The sequence below is a fragment of the Marinobacter sp. NFXS11 genome, assembly GCF_040148675.1.
Lineage (GTDB): Bacteria > Pseudomonadota > Gammaproteobacteria > Pseudomonadales > Oleiphilaceae > Marinobacter.
On record NZ_JAGDDV010000001.1, the window covers coordinates 1,898,866 to 1,917,519 of the forward strand.

At 57.8% G+C, this 18,654-nt stretch carries 19 protein-coding genes; 9 read left to right on the forward strand and 10 right to left on the reverse strand.

Going from position 1 to position 18,654, the window contains the following annotated elements:
* Positions 1–16 precede the first annotated feature (16 nt).
* Complete coding sequence (locus J3362_RS08865) at positions 17–751, forward strand: DUF3108 domain-containing protein (RefSeq protein WP_349519182.1); 735 nt, start codon at positions 17–19, stop codon at positions 749–751.
* Here the strand turns inward: J3362_RS08865 and J3362_RS08870 are convergent.
* The 4 genes from J3362_RS08870 to apbC all read right to left on the reverse strand — a co-directional run bounded on the left by J3362_RS08870 (position 748) and on the right by apbC (position 4,643).
* Positions 748–2,025, reverse strand: coding sequence for a valine--pyruvate transaminase (locus tag J3362_RS08870; protein ID WP_349519183.1), 1,278 nt, complete (start codon positions 2,023–2,025; stop codon positions 748–750). The two genes, J3362_RS08865 and J3362_RS08870, sit on opposite strands and share 4 nt — an antisense overlap.
* A 74-nt stretch (positions 2,026–2,099) precedes the next feature.
* Positions 2,100–2,699 carry a YjaG family protein gene (locus tag J3362_RS08875; RefSeq protein ID WP_008172846.1) on the reverse strand — a complete coding sequence of 200 codons (600 nt, stop codon included), beginning with the start codon at positions 2,697–2,699 and terminating at the stop codon, positions 2,100–2,102.
* Positions 2,696–3,262 (reverse strand): dCTP deaminase, encoded by a 567-nt coding sequence (gene dcd, locus J3362_RS08880; protein WP_008172848.1) that lies wholly within the window; start codon positions 3,260–3,262, stop codon positions 2,696–2,698. The genes J3362_RS08875 and dcd overlap by 4 nt, the downstream gene beginning before the upstream one ends.
* Before the next feature lie 280 nt (positions 3,263–3,542).
* The gene (gene apbC, locus J3362_RS08885) at positions 3,543–4,643 is read right to left on the reverse strand and encodes an iron-sulfur cluster carrier protein ApbC (RefSeq protein WP_349519184.1); all 1,101 of its coding nucleotides are present in this window, start codon (positions 4,641–4,643) and stop codon (positions 3,543–3,545) included.
* A 198-nt stretch (positions 4,644–4,841) separates the two neighbouring features.
* On the opposite strand from apbC, the gene metG reads away from it, so the two are divergent.
* Genes metG through nth form a run of 8 tightly spaced genes read left to right on the forward strand, consistent with a single transcriptional unit; the run spans position 4,842 to position 13,084 of the window.
* On the forward strand, positions 4,842–6,872 hold the full coding sequence (metG, locus tag J3362_RS08890; RefSeq protein WP_349519185.1) for a methionine--tRNA ligase: 2,031 nt from the start codon (positions 4,842–4,844) through the stop codon (positions 6,870–6,872).
* A 32-nt stretch (positions 6,873–6,904) separates the two neighbouring features.
* Complete coding sequence (gene rsxA, locus J3362_RS08895) at positions 6,905–7,486, forward strand: electron transport complex subunit RsxA (protein WP_014576726.1); 582 nt, start codon at positions 6,905–6,907, stop codon at positions 7,484–7,486.
* A gap of 29 nt (positions 7,487–7,515) precedes the next feature.
* Positions 7,516–8,094, forward strand: a complete 579-nt coding sequence (gene rsxB / locus J3362_RS08900; protein WP_349519186.1) for an electron transport complex subunit RsxB — start codon at positions 7,516–7,518, stop codon at positions 8,092–8,094.
* Complete coding sequence (gene rsxC / locus J3362_RS08905) at positions 8,094–9,923, forward strand: electron transport complex subunit RsxC (protein WP_349519187.1); 1,830 nt, start codon at positions 8,094–8,096, stop codon at positions 9,921–9,923. Before rsxB ends, rsxC begins: the two co-directional genes overlap by 1 nt.
* 21 nt (positions 9,924–9,944) lie before the next feature.
* Positions 9,945–10,994, forward strand: a complete 1,050-nt coding sequence (gene rsxD, locus J3362_RS08910) for an electron transport complex subunit RsxD (RefSeq protein ID WP_349519188.1) — start codon at positions 9,945–9,947, stop codon at positions 10,992–10,994.
* A 2-nt stretch (positions 10,995–10,996) separates the two neighbouring features.
* Positions 10,997–11,698 (forward strand): electron transport complex subunit RsxG, encoded by a 702-nt coding sequence (gene rsxG / locus J3362_RS08915; RefSeq protein WP_349519189.1) that lies wholly within the window; start codon positions 10,997–10,999, stop codon positions 11,696–11,698.
* Positions 11,699–11,700: 2 nt separating this feature from the next.
* Positions 11,701–12,417: an electron transport complex subunit E gene (locus J3362_RS08920; RefSeq protein ID WP_349519190.1), complete on the forward strand. Its 717-nt coding sequence runs from the start codon at positions 11,701–11,703 to the stop codon at positions 12,415–12,417.
* 28 nt (positions 12,418–12,445) lie between these two features.
* Complete coding sequence (gene nth, locus J3362_RS08925; RefSeq protein WP_349519191.1) at positions 12,446–13,084, forward strand: endonuclease III; 639 nt, start codon at positions 12,446–12,448, stop codon at positions 13,082–13,084.
* Between the two features lie 60 nt (positions 13,085–13,144).
* On the opposite strand, the gene J3362_RS08930 is transcribed toward nth, so the two are convergent.
* The 6 genes from J3362_RS08930 to surE form a co-directional block, all read right to left on the reverse strand.
* Positions 13,145–13,720 (reverse strand): chalcone isomerase family protein, encoded by a 576-nt coding sequence (locus tag J3362_RS08930; RefSeq protein ID WP_349519192.1) that lies wholly within the window; start codon positions 13,718–13,720, stop codon positions 13,145–13,147.
* 206 nt (positions 13,721–13,926) lie between these two features.
* Complete coding sequence (gene rpoS / locus J3362_RS08935; RefSeq protein ID WP_349519193.1) at positions 13,927–14,922, reverse strand: RNA polymerase sigma factor RpoS; 996 nt, start codon at positions 14,920–14,922, stop codon at positions 13,927–13,929.
* Between the two features lie 202 nt (positions 14,923–15,124).
* A complete protein-coding gene (locus tag J3362_RS08940) occupies positions 15,125–16,018 on the reverse strand; it encodes a peptidoglycan DD-metalloendopeptidase family protein (RefSeq protein ID WP_349519194.1) in 894 nt (297 codons plus the stop codon).
* Between the two features lie 210 nt (positions 16,019–16,228).
* Positions 16,229–17,218, reverse strand: a complete 990-nt coding sequence (locus J3362_RS08945; RefSeq protein ID WP_349519195.1) for a DUF368 domain-containing protein — start codon at positions 17,216–17,218, stop codon at positions 16,229–16,231.
* 2 nt (positions 17,219–17,220) lie between these two features.
* On the reverse strand, positions 17,221–17,877 hold the full coding sequence (locus J3362_RS08950) for a protein-L-isoaspartate(D-aspartate) O-methyltransferase (protein ID WP_349519196.1): 657 nt from the start codon (positions 17,875–17,877) through the stop codon (positions 17,221–17,223).
* Positions 17,874–18,644, reverse strand: coding sequence for a 5'/3'-nucleotidase SurE (gene surE / locus J3362_RS08955; RefSeq protein WP_008172880.1), 771 nt, complete (start codon positions 18,642–18,644; stop codon positions 17,874–17,876). The genes J3362_RS08950 and surE overlap by 4 nt, the downstream gene beginning before the upstream one ends.
* Positions 18,645–18,654 lie beyond the last annotated feature (10 nt).

An 18,654-nucleotide genomic window follows, 5' to 3' on the forward strand; every position in this document is an offset into this window, starting at 1 on the left:
GTTCGGGTTTAACAAGATGCTTTCACGACATCTCATCAGACTTGGTTGCGCGGCACTGCTGGCCTGTCTCGGCATTCTCGCCGGGCCGGTCACACTGCATGCCCAGACCGAAGCAGATCTGACCCCCTTCGAGGCCAGCTATACCGCAGCCATGGAGAAGGGGCTCTCCCTCAATGGCACCGCAAAACGCACACTCTCCTCCCAGGGCAACGATGTCTGGCTGTACCGCACGGATGTTGATTCCTTCATTGTCAGCATCGACGAATCGCTGGTATTCCGCTGGGAGGACGGGCAAGTCATACCCATGCGATACCGATACCGCTTATCCGGTTTCCTGATCAGCGACCGCAAGAACTCTATCGACTTCGACTGGTCCGCAGGCGTCGCAACCGGGGAATACAAGGGAAAGCCCTTCGAACTGGCGCTGGAAGAAGGCCTGCTGGATCCGCTGGGCTACCAGCTTCAGCTGCACCAGGACATCAAGAATGGCAAGCGGGAAATGACCTATCGGGTGCTCGACGGTAACTCTATCGACACCGATCGCTTCGCGGTGATCAATGGTGAAAACATGAGTACCGGCAGCAAACAGAGCGCCACGCTCAAGGCGGAGAAGGTTCGCGAGGACTCAAAGCGTCAGACGCTGATGTGGTTCTCGCCGGAGCAGAATTTCCTGCTCGTCCGCCTCAGGCAAGTTGAGCCGGACGGCAGCACCTACGAATTGAAGCTCAAGGAAGCAGAGTTCGACCGCTAGACCTCACGCCCGGCCTCGCGCCACACCGCCTTGACCTCATCGGCAATGATCCGGAGGCCCTCGGCAACCCGATCGTCGTCCTGGGAGTAGGTCACGCGCAGACACTCATGCCGGTGCCTCCAGCCATCTTCTGGCAATCCGGGAAAGAAATAGTGCCCGGAAACGACCAGAACCCCTCGGCTCTTCAACCGCTGATACAGTTCAAGGCTGGAGATCGGCAGATCCGGGAACCAGAGCCACAGGAACATGGCGCCCTCGGGCTTGTGCACATACCAGCGGCAGCTGTCCTCCCCCATGGCCTCCCGGAATGCGGCAACCGCCCGCTCCATCTTCGCCTTGTAGAACGGGCAAACCACATCCCGGCTCAGGGACAATATTTCACCGGAACGAACCAGAGGCTCTGCCAGCATGGCGCCAAAACTGCCCGTGGCAAGGTTCATGATGGCATTAATGCCTGACAACGCCTTGATCACCGGCTCGGCCGCAATCACGATTCCGGTCCGCGCTGCCGGCAAACCAAGCTTCGAGAGGCTCAAGCAGAGGATGATCTGGTCGTTCCAGGTGGGTGTTGCATCGACGAACAGCAAGCTGGGAAATGGTGTGCCATAGGCGCCGTCGACGATCAGTGGTATGTCGTGTTGGCGGGCAAGCTCTTCAAGCCGCGCAAGCTCTTCGTCAGTAACGACGTTACCGGTCGGATTGGTGGGGCGTGACACACAGATAGCGCCGGTCTCGCCGGTAACCTCGACGGCATCAAAATCCACCCGGTACTTGAACTCGTGGGCGTCGGTGAACGAGATGTCTGGCTGCACCGCATGGAACAGGCCCGGCTCAATACCCGCGTCAGCGTAGCCGATGTACTCGGGCGCAAGCGGCAAAAGAATATGCTTGCGGTTACCGTCTCCGTAGTCTCCGCCAAACATGTTGAACAACATGAAGAATGCCGCCTGGCTGCCATTGGTAAGGGCGATATTCTCGGGTTTCAGGCCCCAGCCATACTCGCGGTTGAGTAGCTCGGCGAGCGAGGCGATAAACTGCTTTTCCCCCTGGGGCGGATCGTAGATGCCGACCAGACGACGAACATCGCCCTCGTTACGGCTCATATCCGCAAGAATTTCCTGCACTCTCTGCTGGATCTCGGGAATATGCCCGGGATTTCCGCCACCCATCATGATCATGTCATCGCCGGATGCCATGGCATTACCCAGGTCATCCATTAGGGACGTGATACCGGCATCGGCGGTGAACTTGCGACCAAAAGCAGAGAGTTTCATGGGGTAAAATCCATCTGACCTAATCTGAATATAACGGGTAATACCGAAAGTGTAGCTTGCCAGCTCCCCAACGTTTATTCGGTGAGCGAAATGCCAAGGTTACTAACGCCTTCGTTAGCTGCATCCTCCCGGAGACGGGCCACGAACTGATCGGTTGGCGTGCGTTGGCGCTTCAGCTCCAGGATCAGGTCCCGCTGGAAGGTTTTGTCTTCTTTCATCAACGGGTGATGATCAAGCAGACGGACGAGTTCGTCTTCCTCGAGGTCTTCCCCTTCGGACAGCTCAATAAAGTTCATCACGGTTCCGGTCGCCATCTGTGACGCATCGGTAGCGCGGTGTTTGGACGGGTTCAGGCGGTTCAGAAGCGCCTGCTCCAGTAGCTGACAGAAGTCGAAGGCCGGGTAAACACCGTAGGCATCGTAGGCGTCCACGTCTGGCGACAGGGTTTCCAGTTTGGCGAGCAATTGCGGGATCGCCGATTCGGAGACGTCCTTTTGGAGTAGGTCCCAACCTAGATCCAGAAGCTGGCGCATTTTGGCACCGGTCTTCAGGCCCATGGCATCGGCAAACAGCGCGTAGTTGGGGAATGAGCGCTCAGCCAGAGCGAGCAGGAAGGCGCATTCGCGCCATCCCTGCAGTTGTGAAACGGCTTTCAGGAACTGGTTGGCGTTCATGTCCTGGGCAGGGTCACGCCGGTCTGGCCAAGATATTTGCCGCCCCGGTCTTTGTAGCTGGTTTCACAGATCTCGTCGGATTCGAAGAAGAGCATCTGGGCGACGCCTTCGTTGGCGTAGATCTTCGCCGGCAGGTTGGTGGTGTTGGAGAATTCCAGGGTAACCTGGCCTTCCCATTCCGGCTCCAGCGGGGTGACGTTGACGATGATGCCGCAACGCGCATAGGTGGACTTGCCCAGGCAGATGGTCAGGACGCTTCGCGGAATGCGGAAGTATTCAACGGTGCGGGCCAGTGCAAAGGAGTTCGGCGGGATGATGCAGACGTCGCCGGTGTAGTTGACGAAGCTGTTTTCGTCGAAGTTCTTCGGGTCCACGGTGGCGGAGTGGACGTTGGTGAAGATTTTGAATTCGTTGCTGCAGCGTACGTCGTAGCCGTAGCTGGAGGTGCCGTAGGAGATCACGCGGCCTTTTTCGGTTTCACGAACCTGTCCGCTCTCAAACGGTTCGATCATGCCGTGTTGTTCGGACATTCGGCGAATCCACTTGTCGGATTTGATGCTCATTGGCGAAGTCTCGTATCCACTGGGAAAATTGGGGCGTAGTTTACCTTTTCCCTTGGGGTCTGTCGAAGGCTGTCGAGTCTTTACTTCTGGGGGCTGCGGCTGCGTGCTCGGACCTCAGAATTGGCGGGCTGCGCTCATAGGAGCAGCCTTCCAAAAACCGCTACGAGCACATCCATGTGCGCTTGGCGAAGGCCATCCATGGCCTTCGACATTTTTGGAAGGCTGCCCCTAAGACCGCGAACTAACTTCGGAGTGAAACGCCGCAAACCTTGAGACGTTGTCAGTGCTCCGTCACTGAAACGCTTGAGATCGAACCGGAAAGGTTCCGCTCCCGAGTGGACAGTTCAGCCCCTACCCTTCTCGCGATATCCCGGTAACGGCGGGCCACTTCGGAGTCCGGTTCGGCGATAACCGAGGGGGTGCCGCCGTCGGTCTGTTCGCGGATGGTCATGTGCAGGGGCAGCTGGCCGAGGAGTGTGGTGTCGTATTCTGCAGCGATGCGTTCTCCGCCGCCGTGGCCGAAGAGGGGTTCTTCGTGGCCGCAGTTGCTGCAGATGTGGACGCTCATGTTTTCGACCACGCCAAGCACCGGGATGTCGACTTTGCGGAACATCTCGATGCCTTTCTTGCCGTCCAGCAAGGCGATGTCCTGGGGTGTGGTGACGATGACGGCGCCGGTTACGGGGACTTTCTGGGCCAGGGTTAGCTGTATGTCGCCGGTGCCAGGGGGCATGTCGACGATGAGGTAGTCGAGTTCGTTCCAGAGGGTCTGCTGGAGTAGTTGCATCACGGCACCGCTGACCATGGGGCCGCGCCATACCATGGGGGTTTTCTCGGTAACGACAAAAGCCATGGAGTTGGCCTGGAGGCCGTGGGCGTCCATGGGGACGAAGTATTTGTTTTCGCGGGTATCCGGGCGCTTACCTTCGGGCACGCCGAGCATCATGCCGATGCTGGGGCCGTAGATGTCTGCGTCGAGGATACCGACTCTCGCGCCTTCGGCCTGAAGCGCCAGGGCAAGGTTGACGGCGGTGGTGGATTTACCGACGCCGCCTTTGCCGGAGGCGACGGCAATGATGTTTTTGACACCGGGGACGGAAGGCAGGTCTTTCTGGACTTTGTAGGAGTGGATTTTCTGCCCTACATGAACGTCTGCGCTCTCCACGCCGTCAACAAATTCTAGAGCGTTGCCAACAATCTGTTTCAGGGCGCCTGCAATCCCCTTGGACGGATACGGAAGCTCCACTATGAGGGTCACTTTCCCGCTATCGTCGGCGTTCAGGGATTTTACGGCACCCAGTTCGTAGAGGTCCTTGTTGAGGTACGGGTCGCGGTACTCGCGGACCGCTGTTTGCAAGGCCTGCTCTGAAATCTGTGTCATCGGCTTCTCCGGAATAAGCTCATGCTCGATTTTAAGCACGGAAACAGGTGATTCGGGTGAAAATTATCTGCTCGGAAGGTATCATCTGTGCCCGTTTCTGACCATATGGGGTCTTTACCTGGGGCAATCAATCAAGACAGCCGCCGGTCCCCCGTTTTGTCTTTCCAACCCGTGTCAACATAAGGTTCGGACATCACCATGACGCAAGCGAGCAAGCAACAGCGCGATATTCTGGTTACCAGCGCCCTGCCGTACGCCAACGGCCCTATCCATCTGGGGCACCTGCTGGAATACATTCAGACCGACATCTGGGTGCGTTACCAGAAGATGCGTGGCCAGAATTGTTACTACGTTTGCGCCGATGATGCCCATGGTACCGCCATCATGCTTCGTGCCGAGCGGGAAGGCATTACCTCCGAGCAGTTGATCGACCGGATCCGCGAGGAGCATCAGGAGGACTTCGCCGGGTTCCACATCCGGTTCGACAACTATTACACCACGCATTCCGAAGAGAACCGTCAGTTCTCGGAGTATATCTACCGTCAGCTTCAGGAAAACGGGCACATTGCCACGCGCAAGATTACCCAGTCCTACGACCCTGAAAAGAACATGTTCCTGGCGGACCGGTTCATCAAGGGCACCTGCCCCAAATGCAAGACCGAGGACCAGTACGGGGATAACTGCGAGGCCTGCGGCGCGACCTACACGCCGGCCGAGCTGATCAATCCACGCTCGGCGGTCTCCGGCGCCACACCGATCGAGAAAGAATCCGAGCACTATTTCTTCAAGCTGCCGGATTTCCAGGACTTCCTCGCCAAGTGGACCCGTAGCGGCACGCTGCAACCCCAGGTGGCCAACAAACTGGCTGAATGGCTGGACGCAGGCCTTCAGGAATGGGACATCAGCCGCGATGCACCCTACTTCGGCTTCGAGATTCCGGACGCGCCCGGCAAGTACTTCTACGTGTGGCTGGATGCACCGATCGGCTACCTCGCCAGCTTCAAAAACCTCTGCAACCGGGAAGGCATCGATTTCGAGCACTTCTGGAAGGCCGATTCCACCGCTGAGGTCTACCACTTTATCGGCAAGGACATTATTAACTTCCACGCGCTGTTCTGGCCGTCCATGCTGCACGATGCAGGCTTCCGCACACCGACCGCAGTCTGGGCCCACGGCTTTGTCACCGTTAACGGGAAAAAAATGTCCAAGTCCCGCGGCACGTTCATCATGGCGCGCACTTACCTGGACCACCTCAACCCGGAATACCTGCGCTATTACTTCGCCGCCAAACTGACCGGCAGCGTGGATGACATGGACCTGAACCTGGAAGACTTTGCCGCCCGGGTGAACTCGGATCTGGTGGGCAAGGTGGTGAACATTGCCAGCCGCAGTGCCGGTTTCATTACCAAGCGCTTCGACGGCCAGCTTGGCCAGGTTACCGAGCACGCCAAACTGAAAGAATTTATCGAGGCCGGCAAGGAAATCGAGGAATACTACGAGTCCCGCGAGTTTGGCCGCGCGATGCGCCGGATCATGGAACTGGCCGACATCGCCAACCAGTACGTCAATGACGAGCAGCCCTGGGTGATCGCCAAGCAGGAAGGCCAGGATGAAAACCTGCAGGCCATCTGCACCAACGCCATCAACATGTTCCATCTTCTGATGACCTATCTGGCACCGGTGCTGCCGGAGACCGCCAAGGCCTCGGAAGCGTTCCTGAATGCGCCGCTGGACTGGAACAATCGGAGCGAACGCCTGGAGAACCACGGCATCAACAAGTTCAAGCCGTTGATGAACCGCGTGGATATGGCCCAGATCGAGAAAATGCTGGACGCCTCAAAGGAAGAATTGCCCGCAGCGACCGGCAAACCGGCACCTGCTGCCAATCTTGAGCCCATTGCCGATGAAATAGAATTTGGCGATTTCGCGAAAGTGGATCTTCGAGTGGTTAAAATTGTCAAAGCAGAGCATGTGGAAGGTGCCGACAAACTTCTTCGCCTCACCCTTGATGTAGGGCATGGCGAACGTAATGTGTTTGCTGGTATTAAGTCTGCTTACAAACCGGAAGATCTTGAGGGGCGACTGACAGTGATGGTAGCCAATCTCAAACCCCGGAAAATGAAGTTCGGAACGTCCGAGGGCATGGTTCTGGCAGCGGGCCCCGGTGGTAAGGATATCTTTATCCTTTCCCCGGATTCCGGCGCCACCCCCGGCATGCGGGTCATGTAAGGGGCGTTGGCAGGGTCAATGGAGCAAGGCGAATGACCGAATATCTGCTGATTCTGGTCAGCACCATTCTGGTGAACAATTTTGTACTGGTTCAGTTTCTGGGCCTGTGCCCCTTTATGGGTGTATCCGGAAAACTGGAGACGGCCATGGGGATGTCGCTGGCCACCACGTTCGTGCTGACCCTGGCTTCGGTGTGCAGTTACCTTGCCTATACCTACCTGCTCGAGCCGCTGGACCTCGCGTTCCTCAGAACCATCACCTTTATTCTGGTGATTGCGGTGGTGGTTCAGTTCACCGAAATGGTGGTGCGCAAAACCAGCCCGTTGCTATACCGGGTATTGGGTATCTTCCTTCCGTTGATCACCACGAATTGCGCGGTGCTCGGCGTCGCCCTGCTTAACATCAACAAGAACAACAACTTCGTCGAGTCGGTTTTATACGGATTTGGTGCAGCAGCGGGCTTTTCGATGGTTCTGGTGCTGTTCGCCGCCATGCGTGAGCGCATCGCCGTGTCCGATGTGCCGGTGGCCTTTCGCGGTGCCGCCATCGGGCTGGTGACAGCCGGGTTGATGGCCCTGGCTTTCCTGGGCTTTGGCGGCCTGGTCAGCGTTTGATCGGCCGGTGGGATTAGGAGTAACAGGTTATGTGGACAAGCGTTCTTGTTGCCGTTGTGGTGCTTCTGGCCCTTGCCGTTGTTTTCGGGGGCCTGCTCGGGTTTGCGGCCGAACGGTTCAAGGTGGAGGGCAACCCGCTGGTGGATCAGATCGATGCCCTTCTGCCCCAGACCCAGTGCGGCCAATGCGGCTATCCCGGTTGCCGGCCCTACGCCGAATCCATTTCCGAGGGGGGGCCCATCAACAAATGCCCGCCGGGCGGCGAGTCTACCATCAAGGCACTGGCAGACCTGCTGGATGTCGAGCCGGAACCCCTGGATGCCGAACACGGTGTTGAGCAGGTCAAACGGGTTGCGGTTATTCGCGAAGACGAATGCATTGGTTGCACCAAGTGCATCCAGGCCTGCCCCGTGGATGCCATTCTTGGTGCCGCCAAGCACATGCACACGGTGATTGAGAGCGAATGCACCGGCTGCGATCTGTGTGTTGATCCCTGCCCGGTGGATTGCATCGATATGGTGACGGTGGAACCGGATATTCGCACCTGGACCTGGACACCGCCCACATCCGGACTCATTGCCACCGATCGCCAGGGAGCCAGCGCCTGATGACTCAACTCTGGGACTTCGCCGGCGGCATCCATCCCCCGGAACACAAGGACATTTCTACCGCGCGCCCGATTCGCAATGCAGGGGTGCCTGACTACCTGGTACTGCCACTTCAGCAGCACATCGGCGATCCTGCCGAAGCCATTGTTGAGGTGGGCGAGCGGGTGTTGAAGGGCCAGAAAATTGCCGATGTAACAACCGGCATGGGCGTCCCTGTTCATGCGCCGACATCCGGCGTTATCGAGAGCATTGCCGACTTCCCTGTGCCCCACCCTTCAGGTATGGCAGATCGGTGCATTACCCTTAAACCGGATGGCGAAGACCAATGGTGCCAGCGTAATACAGTGACGGACTATCGTTCGCTGGAGCGGGACAAGGTTCTGCAGATCATCCGTGACGCCGGCATTTCCGGCATGGGTGGAGCCGGCTTTCCAACCAACATCAAACTCCGGCCACCACGGGACCGGAAGGTCAGCACGCTCATCCTCAATGGTGCCGAATGCGAGCCTTACATCACCGCTGACGACATGACCATGCGGGAGAAAGCCGATGAGGTGGTTGCCGGACTGAAAATCATGGCCTGGATTCTGCGCCCCGAGCGCTGTGTGATCGGCATCGAAGACAATAAACCGGAAGCCATTGCCGCACTTCAAAAGGCCACCGAAGGCACCCAGACCGAAATTGCGGTTGTTCCCACCAAATATCCCTCAGGTGGCGAGAAACAGCTGATCCAGATACTGACCGGCATGGAAGTACCCAGCGGCGGAATTCCAGCCGATATCGGCGTAATGTGCCAGAACATTGGAACCGCCGTTGCCGTGGCCCAGGCGGTTTTTGAGGGAACACCTCTGATCTCCCGTGTCGTTACCATCACCGGGGAAGCCGTCCGGGAACCGGGCAATTTCGAGGCGCTTATTGGCACACCCATTGAGCATCTGCTGGAGCAGGCCGGCGTCAACCAGGACGCGGTCAGCCGGCTGGTGCTTGGCGGACCCATGATGGGCTACACGCTGACAACAGAAGCAGTACCGGTGATCAAAACCACCAACTGTGTGATCGCCGCAACGGCCTCTGAATTGCCTGCACCGCCGCCGGAGCAACCGTGCATTCGCTGCGGCCAGTGTGCCGAAGCCTGCCCCATGGAGCTTTTACCACAACAGCTGTTCTGGCACGCCAAGGCCACCGAATTTGAAAAGGCGGAGCACCTGAACCTGTTTGACTGTATTGAATGCGGGGCCTGCTCCTACGTTTGTCCGAGTTCGATTCCACTGGTTCAGTATTATCGATTCGCCAAGGGCGAGATCCGTTCACAACAGGCGGAACAGCTGAAGTCAGACAGGGCTCGTGAACGCTTCGAAGCTCGCCAGGCGCGCCTTGAGCGGGAGCAACAGGAGAAAGAGCTGAGGCGTAAGGAGCGGGCACAGGCCGCAGCCGAAGCAGCCGCGAAAAAACAGGCAGAGGCTGAAAAAGCGGCCGCCGAGGGTCAGGCCGTTGACGAACGTGCCGCCAAGTCGGCGCTTGTGGAACAGGCCCTGGCCCGCAAGAAAGCAAAAGCACAAGCGTCCCAGTCGCCTGCCCCCAGTGCGCCGCCGACGGAGGAAAAGCCCGACATCGAGGCCCTTGAGAAACAGCTGGAGCAGGCCAGGTCCAAGCTGGAAACCATGCAAGGCATGCTTGATGACGCCAAAGCCCAGCAGGCGGACAACGTCGAGAAGCTCGAGAGGGCCGTGGCCAAGAATCACGATCGGGTGCAAAGAGCGGAAGAGGCGCTGTCTGGGGCCAGAGAAAAGCTGGCCGCCGGTCCGACTGAATCCCAGACAACCCACTAAACAAGATCAGGCAACACATCCATGGCATTTGTTCAGCAGTCATCGCCACACGCCCACAGTGCCCGGCCAACATCCCGCGTGATGTTGTGGGTTCTTATTGCGGCATTGCCTGGTCTGTTGGCCCAGACGCTATTTTTCGGCTGGGGCAACCTGATCAACGTGGTCTTCTGTATTGCCCTGGCGATCGCCTCTGAAGCTGCCCTGCTCAAGCTCAGAAAAAAGCCGGTCGCCTTCTTCATCAAAGACAACACGGCCGCCGTCACCGGCCTTCTGTTGGGTCTGTCGCTGCCACAGTTTGCGCCCTGGTGGGTATCTGCGGTCGCAGTGATCTCGGCTATCGTTGTAGCCAAACAACTCTATGGCGGGCTGGGCTCAAATCCTTTCAACCCTGCCATGGTTGGCTACGCCCTGGTTCTGGTGTCTTTTCCGGTGGCGATGACCACGAACTGGGCAGAGCCCGCCATGCTCTGGGACGGTGCTCCGGGCTTTGGCGAGACCCTGGCAACCATAGCCTCCGGCCAGCAAACAGCGGTCGATGGCTGGACGATGGCCACGCCTCTTGACGAGTACAAACACAAGATCACAACCCACACCGCAACCGAAGTGCTGAACCACCCGACGTTTGGTGAGGGTATCGCCAGAGGCTGGGAATGGGTCAATGCGGCATTTCTGACAGGGGGCCTTCTGCTCATCGCCCTGCGGATCATTACCTGGCACATTCCGGCAGGATTTCTTGGTGGAATGATCGTGATGAGCCTGGCCTTTGGCAACAATGCCGACCTCTATGCACCACTATCCCTGCATCTGCTTGCAGGCGGGACCATGCTCGGTGCCTTTTTTATCGCTACCGACCCGGTGTCTGCAGCTACGAGCCACCAGGGCAAACTTATCTATGGGGCGGGAATTGGCATCTTGATCTACCTGATCCGCACCTGGGGCAATTATCCCGACGCCGTGGCGTTCAGCGTTCTGCTGATGAATTTTGCCGTTCCTTTCATTGATCATTACACACCTCCACGCACTTACGGCCACCACAAGGCCCGTCGGGGTGTGCCGGGGAGCCAGGGGTAATCATGGCTGCAGTTGCACAGTCCATCCGTCGCAGCGCCATCGGGCTCGGCTTGTTCGCCGTAATTACCGGTGGCACCATTGCCGTGACCCAGGTGGCCACCGAAGAGCGAATTCGTGAGCAGGCCGCCCGCGCAGAGGCCCAGGCCCTGTATGAGATCATTCCGGAGAGCCGGCACAACAACGACCTGCTCAGGGACACCGTGCAGTTACCCGCCAGTGAGCGGCTCGCGCAACCTGGCCCCCTGACCGTCTGGGTGGCTCGACAGAACGAACAGCCCATTGGCATGATCATGCCGTTGGTAGCGCCGGACGGCTACTCGGGTAAAATTCACCTGCTGGTGGGGGTGAATATGCAAGGCACCATCCTCGGAGTGCGGGTCACCAATCATAAAGAAACACCCGGGCTCGGAGACCAGATCGAAACCCGCAAATCCGACTGGATCAAGAGTTTCGATGGACGCCAGTTGGGCAAGCCTCCACATCGGGAGTGGAACGTCAAAAAGAATGGCGGAGAATTCGATCAGTTCACTGGCGCCACCATCACGCCAAGGGCTGTGGTAAAAGCGGTTCAGAAGGCACTGATCTACTTCCGGGAAAATCGTCAGATTATCCGGGAGCGGCTTAATGAAGAGCCGTCACCGAGAGACAACATCCTGAACCCTGAAGCGATTGCCGGCGAATCGTCCAAAACGGAGCATTCCTGATCATGGCAACCAAATCATCCAGCGAAATCATCCGCGACGGGCTCTGGAGCAACAACCCGGCCCTCGTCCAGGTGCTTGGGCTCTGCCCGCTTCTGGCCGTGACCAGTACCGTTGTCAACGCTATCGGGCTGGGTCTGGCCACACTCATGGTGCTCATGGGATCCAACCTTGCCGTGTCGCTGATTCGCAATTTCGTGAGCGAGTCTGTGCGCCTGCCCGCATTCGTCATGATCATAGCTTCATTCGTAACCTGCGCCGAATTGCTCATGCAGGCCTTTACCTATGAGCTCTATCTGATTCTCGGCATCTTCATTCCACTGATTGTCACCAACTGCGCCATCCTGGGCCGGGCTGACGCTTTTGCTTCCAGAAATCCACCACTTCCGGCACTGCTGGATGGCGCCATGATGGGCCTTGGCTTTCTGGCGGTGCTGGTGGTTCTGGGCGGCCTTCGGGAACTTGTCGGACAGGGCACCCTCTTTGTCGACATGCACCTGCTGCTGGGTCCCGTTGCTGCCGATTGGGTGATCCGCCCCTTCGACAACTACCCGGATATGCTTTTCATGATTCTTCCGCCCGGCGCCTTTATCGGGCTCGGACTGCTGATCGCGCTCAAAAACGGTATCGACAACCACCTGGAAGAGCGCCGCAAGGCACATGAACCAGCGCCTGTAGCTGCAGGCAGCAAGCGGGTCCGGGTTACCGGGAACGTATCCTGAGTCCGCACTTGCACAAGACTGAGAGCTGATGAACAAACAGAAACGCATCGAGATCTTCACCCGCCTCAGGGAGGCGAACCCCAGCCCGACCACCGAGCTGAACTACTCCAGCCCGTTCGAGTTGCTGATTGCTGTTATTCTCTCGGCCCAGGCCACGGACGTGGGTGTCAACAAGGCTACCGACAAGCTGTTCCCGGTCGCCAACACGCCTGAGGCCATCCTCGCCCTGGGGGTGGATGGCCTGAAAGAGTACATCAAGACCATTGGCCTGTTTAACAGCAAGGCCGAGAACGTGATCAAGACCTGTCGAATCCTGATTGAGAAACACGGCGGTCAGGTGCCGGAGCGGCGGGAGGATCTTGAGGCGTTGCCCGGAGTCGGTCGCAAAACCGCGAACGTGGTCTTGAACACCGCCTTCGGCCACATGGCCATGGCGGTGGACACTCACATCTATCGCGTGTCGAACCGCACCGGCATTGCGCCCGGCAAGAACGTTCTGGAGGTGGAGAACCGGTTGATGCGCCTGGTGCCAAAAGAGTTCCTGCTGGACGCGCACCACTGGCTGATTCTGCACGGGCGCTATACCTGTACTGCCCGCAAACCGAAATGCGGCGCCTGTATCATTGAGGACCTGTGCGAGTTCAAGCAGAAACGGGATTATCTCTGAATTCGGGGCGTAAAAAAGCCGGCATCTTGCCGGCTTTTTGTTTCAGATGCCAAGCCGCGGTTAGCGCTGACCCAGCATTTTCTCCTTCAGATCCTTCTGCGCCGGCTTATCGGACAGCCAGATTCCGAACAGGGCCTTTTTAAAGGCCAGATCGCCAACCGTGTCCTTGTGCTCGCCGTTCTTGAGAACCCGCACGCCTTCGCCCGGCAGATACACCAGATCGAAAACGTCACCCTCGGTGATTTCTTCCTGGAAGACCGCCATAAACTGGTCCACATCCTCCTGGATAGATGCCATATCGCCGTCGGTGGAGGCCTCGAAACCTTCCAGGGTGGCCTCGGTCATGCGTTCGCTGGTAATCATGCCGGAGATGATGTGCAGAGTGATGGCCTGGGGCTCATCTGCGTTAATCACGGCCTCACCATCGTCGATGGTCTCGGGAACGTACAGACCGCCGACATACAGGTCCATGAACCATTTGGAACGGGTACCTGCGCCATTAAGCGTGAGTTCGGTATCCATGGCGGAATAGGTATCCGGAACATCAACACCTTCCACGGTGAGTGCAGCGACCGGTGCAGACAGCAGGGCCGTCAGCGTCAGAGACGCAAAACCGGTTGTAAGAGCCTTCTTCATAGTCCTTTCCTTTTCGATCGTTATTATTGACGTGTTTCATTCGTGCACCGGGTTTCGACACCCTTATCCCCGCCCGGTCATGGCATTCTATCAATGGCGCTGGCGGGCGGGACGCGCCCTGGTTCTCATTTGGGGCGATCCTGAAACACAAAAAAGCCGGCCAGGGTATCCCCTGGCCGGCTTTGGATCGAGATATGAGAAAGGCGTTACTTGAACAGCAGGTTTCCGGACAGGCCTTCCTTCTCCAGGATCTCACGAAGGCGGCGAAGCGCCTCGACCTGGATCTGCCTTACTCGCTCACGGGTCAGGCCAATCTCCTGGCCGACTTCCTCCAGCGTGCTTACCGGGTAGCCCCGCAGACCAAAACGGCGTGAAAGAACTTCCTGCTGCTTGTCGCTGAGCTGATCAATCCACTTTTCCAGGCAGGAACACATATTGTTGTCCTGCAGAAGATCCGCCGGATCCGAGGCCCCTTCATCCGCTACGGTATCCAGAAGCGACTTTTCGCCACCAGTACCAATGGGAGTGTCCATGGAAGCGACGCGCTCATTAAGACCCAGCATCCGCTTAACGTCGGCCACGGGCTTATCGACCATCCTGGCGATTTCTTCCGCCGAGGGCTCATGATCCAGTTTCTGGGTCAGTTCCCGCGCTGCACGCAGATAAAGGTTGAGTTCCTTGACCACATGAATCGGCAGACGGATGGTGCGGGTCTGGTTCATGATGGCCCGCTCAATGGTCTGGCGAATCCACCAGGTGGCGTAGGTGGAGAATCGGAAACCCCGCTCCGGATCAAACTTTTCCACTGCCCTGATGAGGCCAAGGTTGCCCTCTTCGATCAGGTCCAGAAGAGTCAGACCGCGGTTCACGTAACGTCGTGCGATCTTCACCACAAGGCGAAGGTTGCTCTCGATCATCCGTTTACGGCCAGACTCCTCTCCCTTGCGGGCCAGACGGGCAAAATAGACCTCTTCTTCCGGCGTGAGCAGGGGGGAAAAGCCAATTTCGTTGAGATACAGCTGAGTGGCATCCAGCTGCTTTTGACTGGTGAAATAACGTCCCTGGGTGGGGATGTCCTCTTCTACTTCTGCTACTTCTTCGGTTGGCTCTTTTTCAACTTTCTCTTCTGCTAACAATTGATCCTCGGCATCGTCCATGTCCGATACACGATCAATGATGATATCTTCTTGCTCTGCTGACATTTGTCTTGCCCCGCCTCTCAATAATCCTGGATGTTCGCCCGATACTTCTTGTTGTTGCGGACGTCTTTGTCTTCACGCTTTTTCTTCAGGACATTTTGTTGGTCGGCCTGTCATGGCCTTTACCGTTTTTGTTTTTCTTGCGAACGCGGTTTGTTCGTCAGTGCCGGGGTGTGCGATTTGGGCAGCCTGCTGACTGCTTCGTTCACTGGCGCGGTGGCAGATAATGGACTGGGTCAACCGGATTGCCGTTCTTGCGAATCTCGAAATGCAACATGGGTCGTTCAGCGCCACTGCTACCGAGCTCTGCGATCACCTGCCCGGCTTTCACATCCTCCCCTTCCTGCACCAGAATCTTCCGGTTGTGAGCGTAAGCACTCAAATAGTGCTCGTTGTGATTCACGATAATCAGGTTGCCGTATCCTAGCAACCCGTTGCCGGCATAGACCACATTCCCCGTGGCCGCAGCTCTTACAGCATCCCCGGCTTGCCCGGCAATATCAACACCTTTATTGACTTTTCCGGATGTTGAATATCCAGCAATTACAGTGCCAACGTGAGGCCAGCGCCATTCAATCCGGGCCACGGTCTGGGTCTGGGAAGCAAGTGGCGCGCCCTTGTTCGCTACTCTCGTCACCGCAGGTTTGGGTGCCGTAGCGGCTGTCTGTTTTGGAGGCGAAGCACGACTTCCCGTTCTCGGCGGTTGCGATCCAGAGGGCTTTTTGGCAGCTGTAGTCTGACTGCCCGAGGTTACACTTCCGCGAAGATCCAGACGAATCACCTGACCCGCTTTGAGATTCCAGGGCGGACCAATGCCATTGGCATCGCCAAGCTCGCGGTAGTCCCGACCATACCGCCAGGCTATGCTGTAAAGGGTTTCACCGGGTTTGACGACGTGACGGCCCCAATAGACCGGGGGATTGTAAATGTCGTCCTGGTAGAGTGCCGGCGTGTTACAGCCGGAAAGTAACAGCAGGGCCATCAGGGGCAGGAGTGCAAGACGGCTGGCCAGCACCTTTTTCGCGGGGCGATCAGGCTCTGAGGCACCGGACGGGAACCGCGGGGACGCCGGTAAAACGGCATTGATGAGCCCACGCATGAATCTCACAGGAATAAAACTGACCCAGTTATGAAAAATCCGTATAACCGCTGTCGGTTGTCGAAGCAGTTTCTAAAGTTTTTATAGTAACTTGCTAATATATTGCACATTTTCCTCGGGAAGCCAAGTTACTGACCGACCTCCCTTGTTACCTCCAGAAACACCCGTTTTGTGCGTCAGGTAACACTCTTCGCACACAGTCGCCTCGAATTACCTCGATGGTGCGACCTCTCCATGCCGGGAACCGAGCCACTCCACCAGCAGAACGAGGGCAAAACCGGCCGCTGCCATGAGCAGGGCAAATAGCACCTGGGGATCCTGGCCGGCCTGCTCTGCAAAGGTAGAGGGCCAGATACTCGTCTCATTCAGGGGAACTTGTTCACCGGAGCTGTTGGTACGCCAACTGAGAGTCTCCTTCCAGGGCCAGACCTTGTTGAGCGCTCCGATCATGAAGCCGGTGAGCAAGGCGAGCACGAGATCATGAAAATGGTGGAACGCCCAGGTGATCAGGCGGGCGATGGATAAAAGGCCCACCACGCAACCTGCCATAAACAGGAGCAGAATGCCCGCGTCCAACGATTTGATCGCCGCCAGCACGGGCGCGTACATACCGATAATCACCAGGATGAAGCTGCCCGAGATGCCAGGAAGAATCATGGCACAGATGGCCAGCGCGCCGGCCCCGAAAAACGCCAGAGAGGAAGGCGCGACTTCGCTGGCAGACAGGGTGGTTATCCACCACGCGATAACAATGCCGAACAACAGCGGAACCAGCAGTGCGGGCTTGTAGTGTCGAACCTGACGCCCGACATGCCACACCGAAGCGACGATCAATCCAAAGAAAAAGCTCCAGATCAGGATCGGATAGGCCACCAGCATATAGCTGATGCCAGATGCCAGGGTAGCAACGCTGGTCAGAACGCCCGCTAGCAGGGCGACCAGAAAAGTTCCGTCACAGGCGAACCAGAACCGACTGAACCGGCCTCGAAACAGGTCATGGAAGACTGCTCCGGGAACCGCATTGATAGCTTCCAGCAGGCGGAAATAGATACCGGTAATGAATGCAATGGTGCCACCGGAAACCCCTGGAACGATATCAGCGGCGCCCATGGCGATTCCTCTCAGAAACACGGCTGCAGGGTGGTGGCTGCGTACAATATCATTGTCGTGGTTTGGTTTACTTGCTTGAGAGTCGACCATGATTATCGGACAACCCCGCCCAGAAGCGGCACAAACCGGACCGCTTCCAGCTCCTTGTGATCAAAGCGATCTCCCCGCCGGGTTACCTGCACCAGCACCTGATTCTCCTCACCTACCGGGGCAATCAAAACGCCACCGTCTGCCAGTTGCGCGAGTAATTCGCCTGGAACTTCAATGGGCGCTGCCGTCACGATAATGCCGTCGAAAGGGCCACGTTCAGGCCAGCCCATGCCACCATCAGCATGTTTCAGGAATACGTTTCTGGCGTTCAGTTGTCGCAACCGGTCCCTGGCCCTGTCCTGAAGCGCCTTGATCCGCTCGACGCTGTAGATTTCGGTGAACAAGCGGGAGAGCACCGAGGTCTGGTAACCGGACCCGGTGCCAAGCTCCAGGACCCGTGAGGGCCCGTGGGCAAGCATTAATTCAGTCATGCGGGCAACTATGTAGGGCTGTGACAAGGTTTGGCCGTAGCCAATCGGTAGCGATGTATCTTCGTAGGCCCTATGGGAAAGCGCCTCATCCAGGAAAATGTGCCTTGGCACCTCCCCCATAATCTCAAGTACCCGGTCCGATTCGATGCCGGCTTCCCTGAGGCGCTGAACCAGTCGCATCCGGGTGCGTCGGGAGGTCATCCCGATGCCTTCGAGCTGCGCTGTCATCCCCGCCCCTCCAGCGAAACCTCCAGTGTATCGACCCAATCCCGGAGCCGTGAGAGCGCCTCATGCCGGGTCATGTCGATGTGAACCGGGGTAACCGAGACATAACCTTCGCGGACGGCGTTGAAATCGGTGCCGGGACCGGCGTCACCGCCGACACCTGCCGCCCCGATCCAGTAACGCTCTTTGCCGCGAGGACAGGTCATCGGGACGGCACCCTCTGCCCGTTCCCGGTGGCCCAGGCGCGTCACCCGAATGCCAGCCAGTTCCTCCCAGGGAACATCCGGGACATTCACGTTGAGAATGGAGCGAGGCCCCAGCACCAGGGGACGCTCGTTCTCGAGCAGCACCCGGACAACCCGGGCGGCGGTCTCGTAGTGAAAGTGGCCATCGTTGACGAGGGAGACGGCAATGGCGGGGAGTCCGAGGTGGCGACCCTCGGTTGCTGCAGCAACGGTACCGGAGTAGATAATGTCGTCGCCCAGGTTGGCGTGGGTGTTGATACCCGACACCACCCTGTCGAAGGGCTCACGGAACAATCCGTTTACCGCCAGGTGGACGCAGTCGGTCGGTGTTCCATCGACCGAACGGAAGCCGTTGGGATGTTCCTCAACCGTCAGGGGGCGATTGAGCGTCAGGGCGTTACTAGCGCCGCTGTGATCCCGGTCAGGCGCCACGACCTCAAGCTCACCCAGTCCTTTTAAGCCATCAAACAGGGCTATGAGCCCCGGTGAATGAACGCCGTCATCGTTCGACAACAGAATACGCACAGTGTTCTCC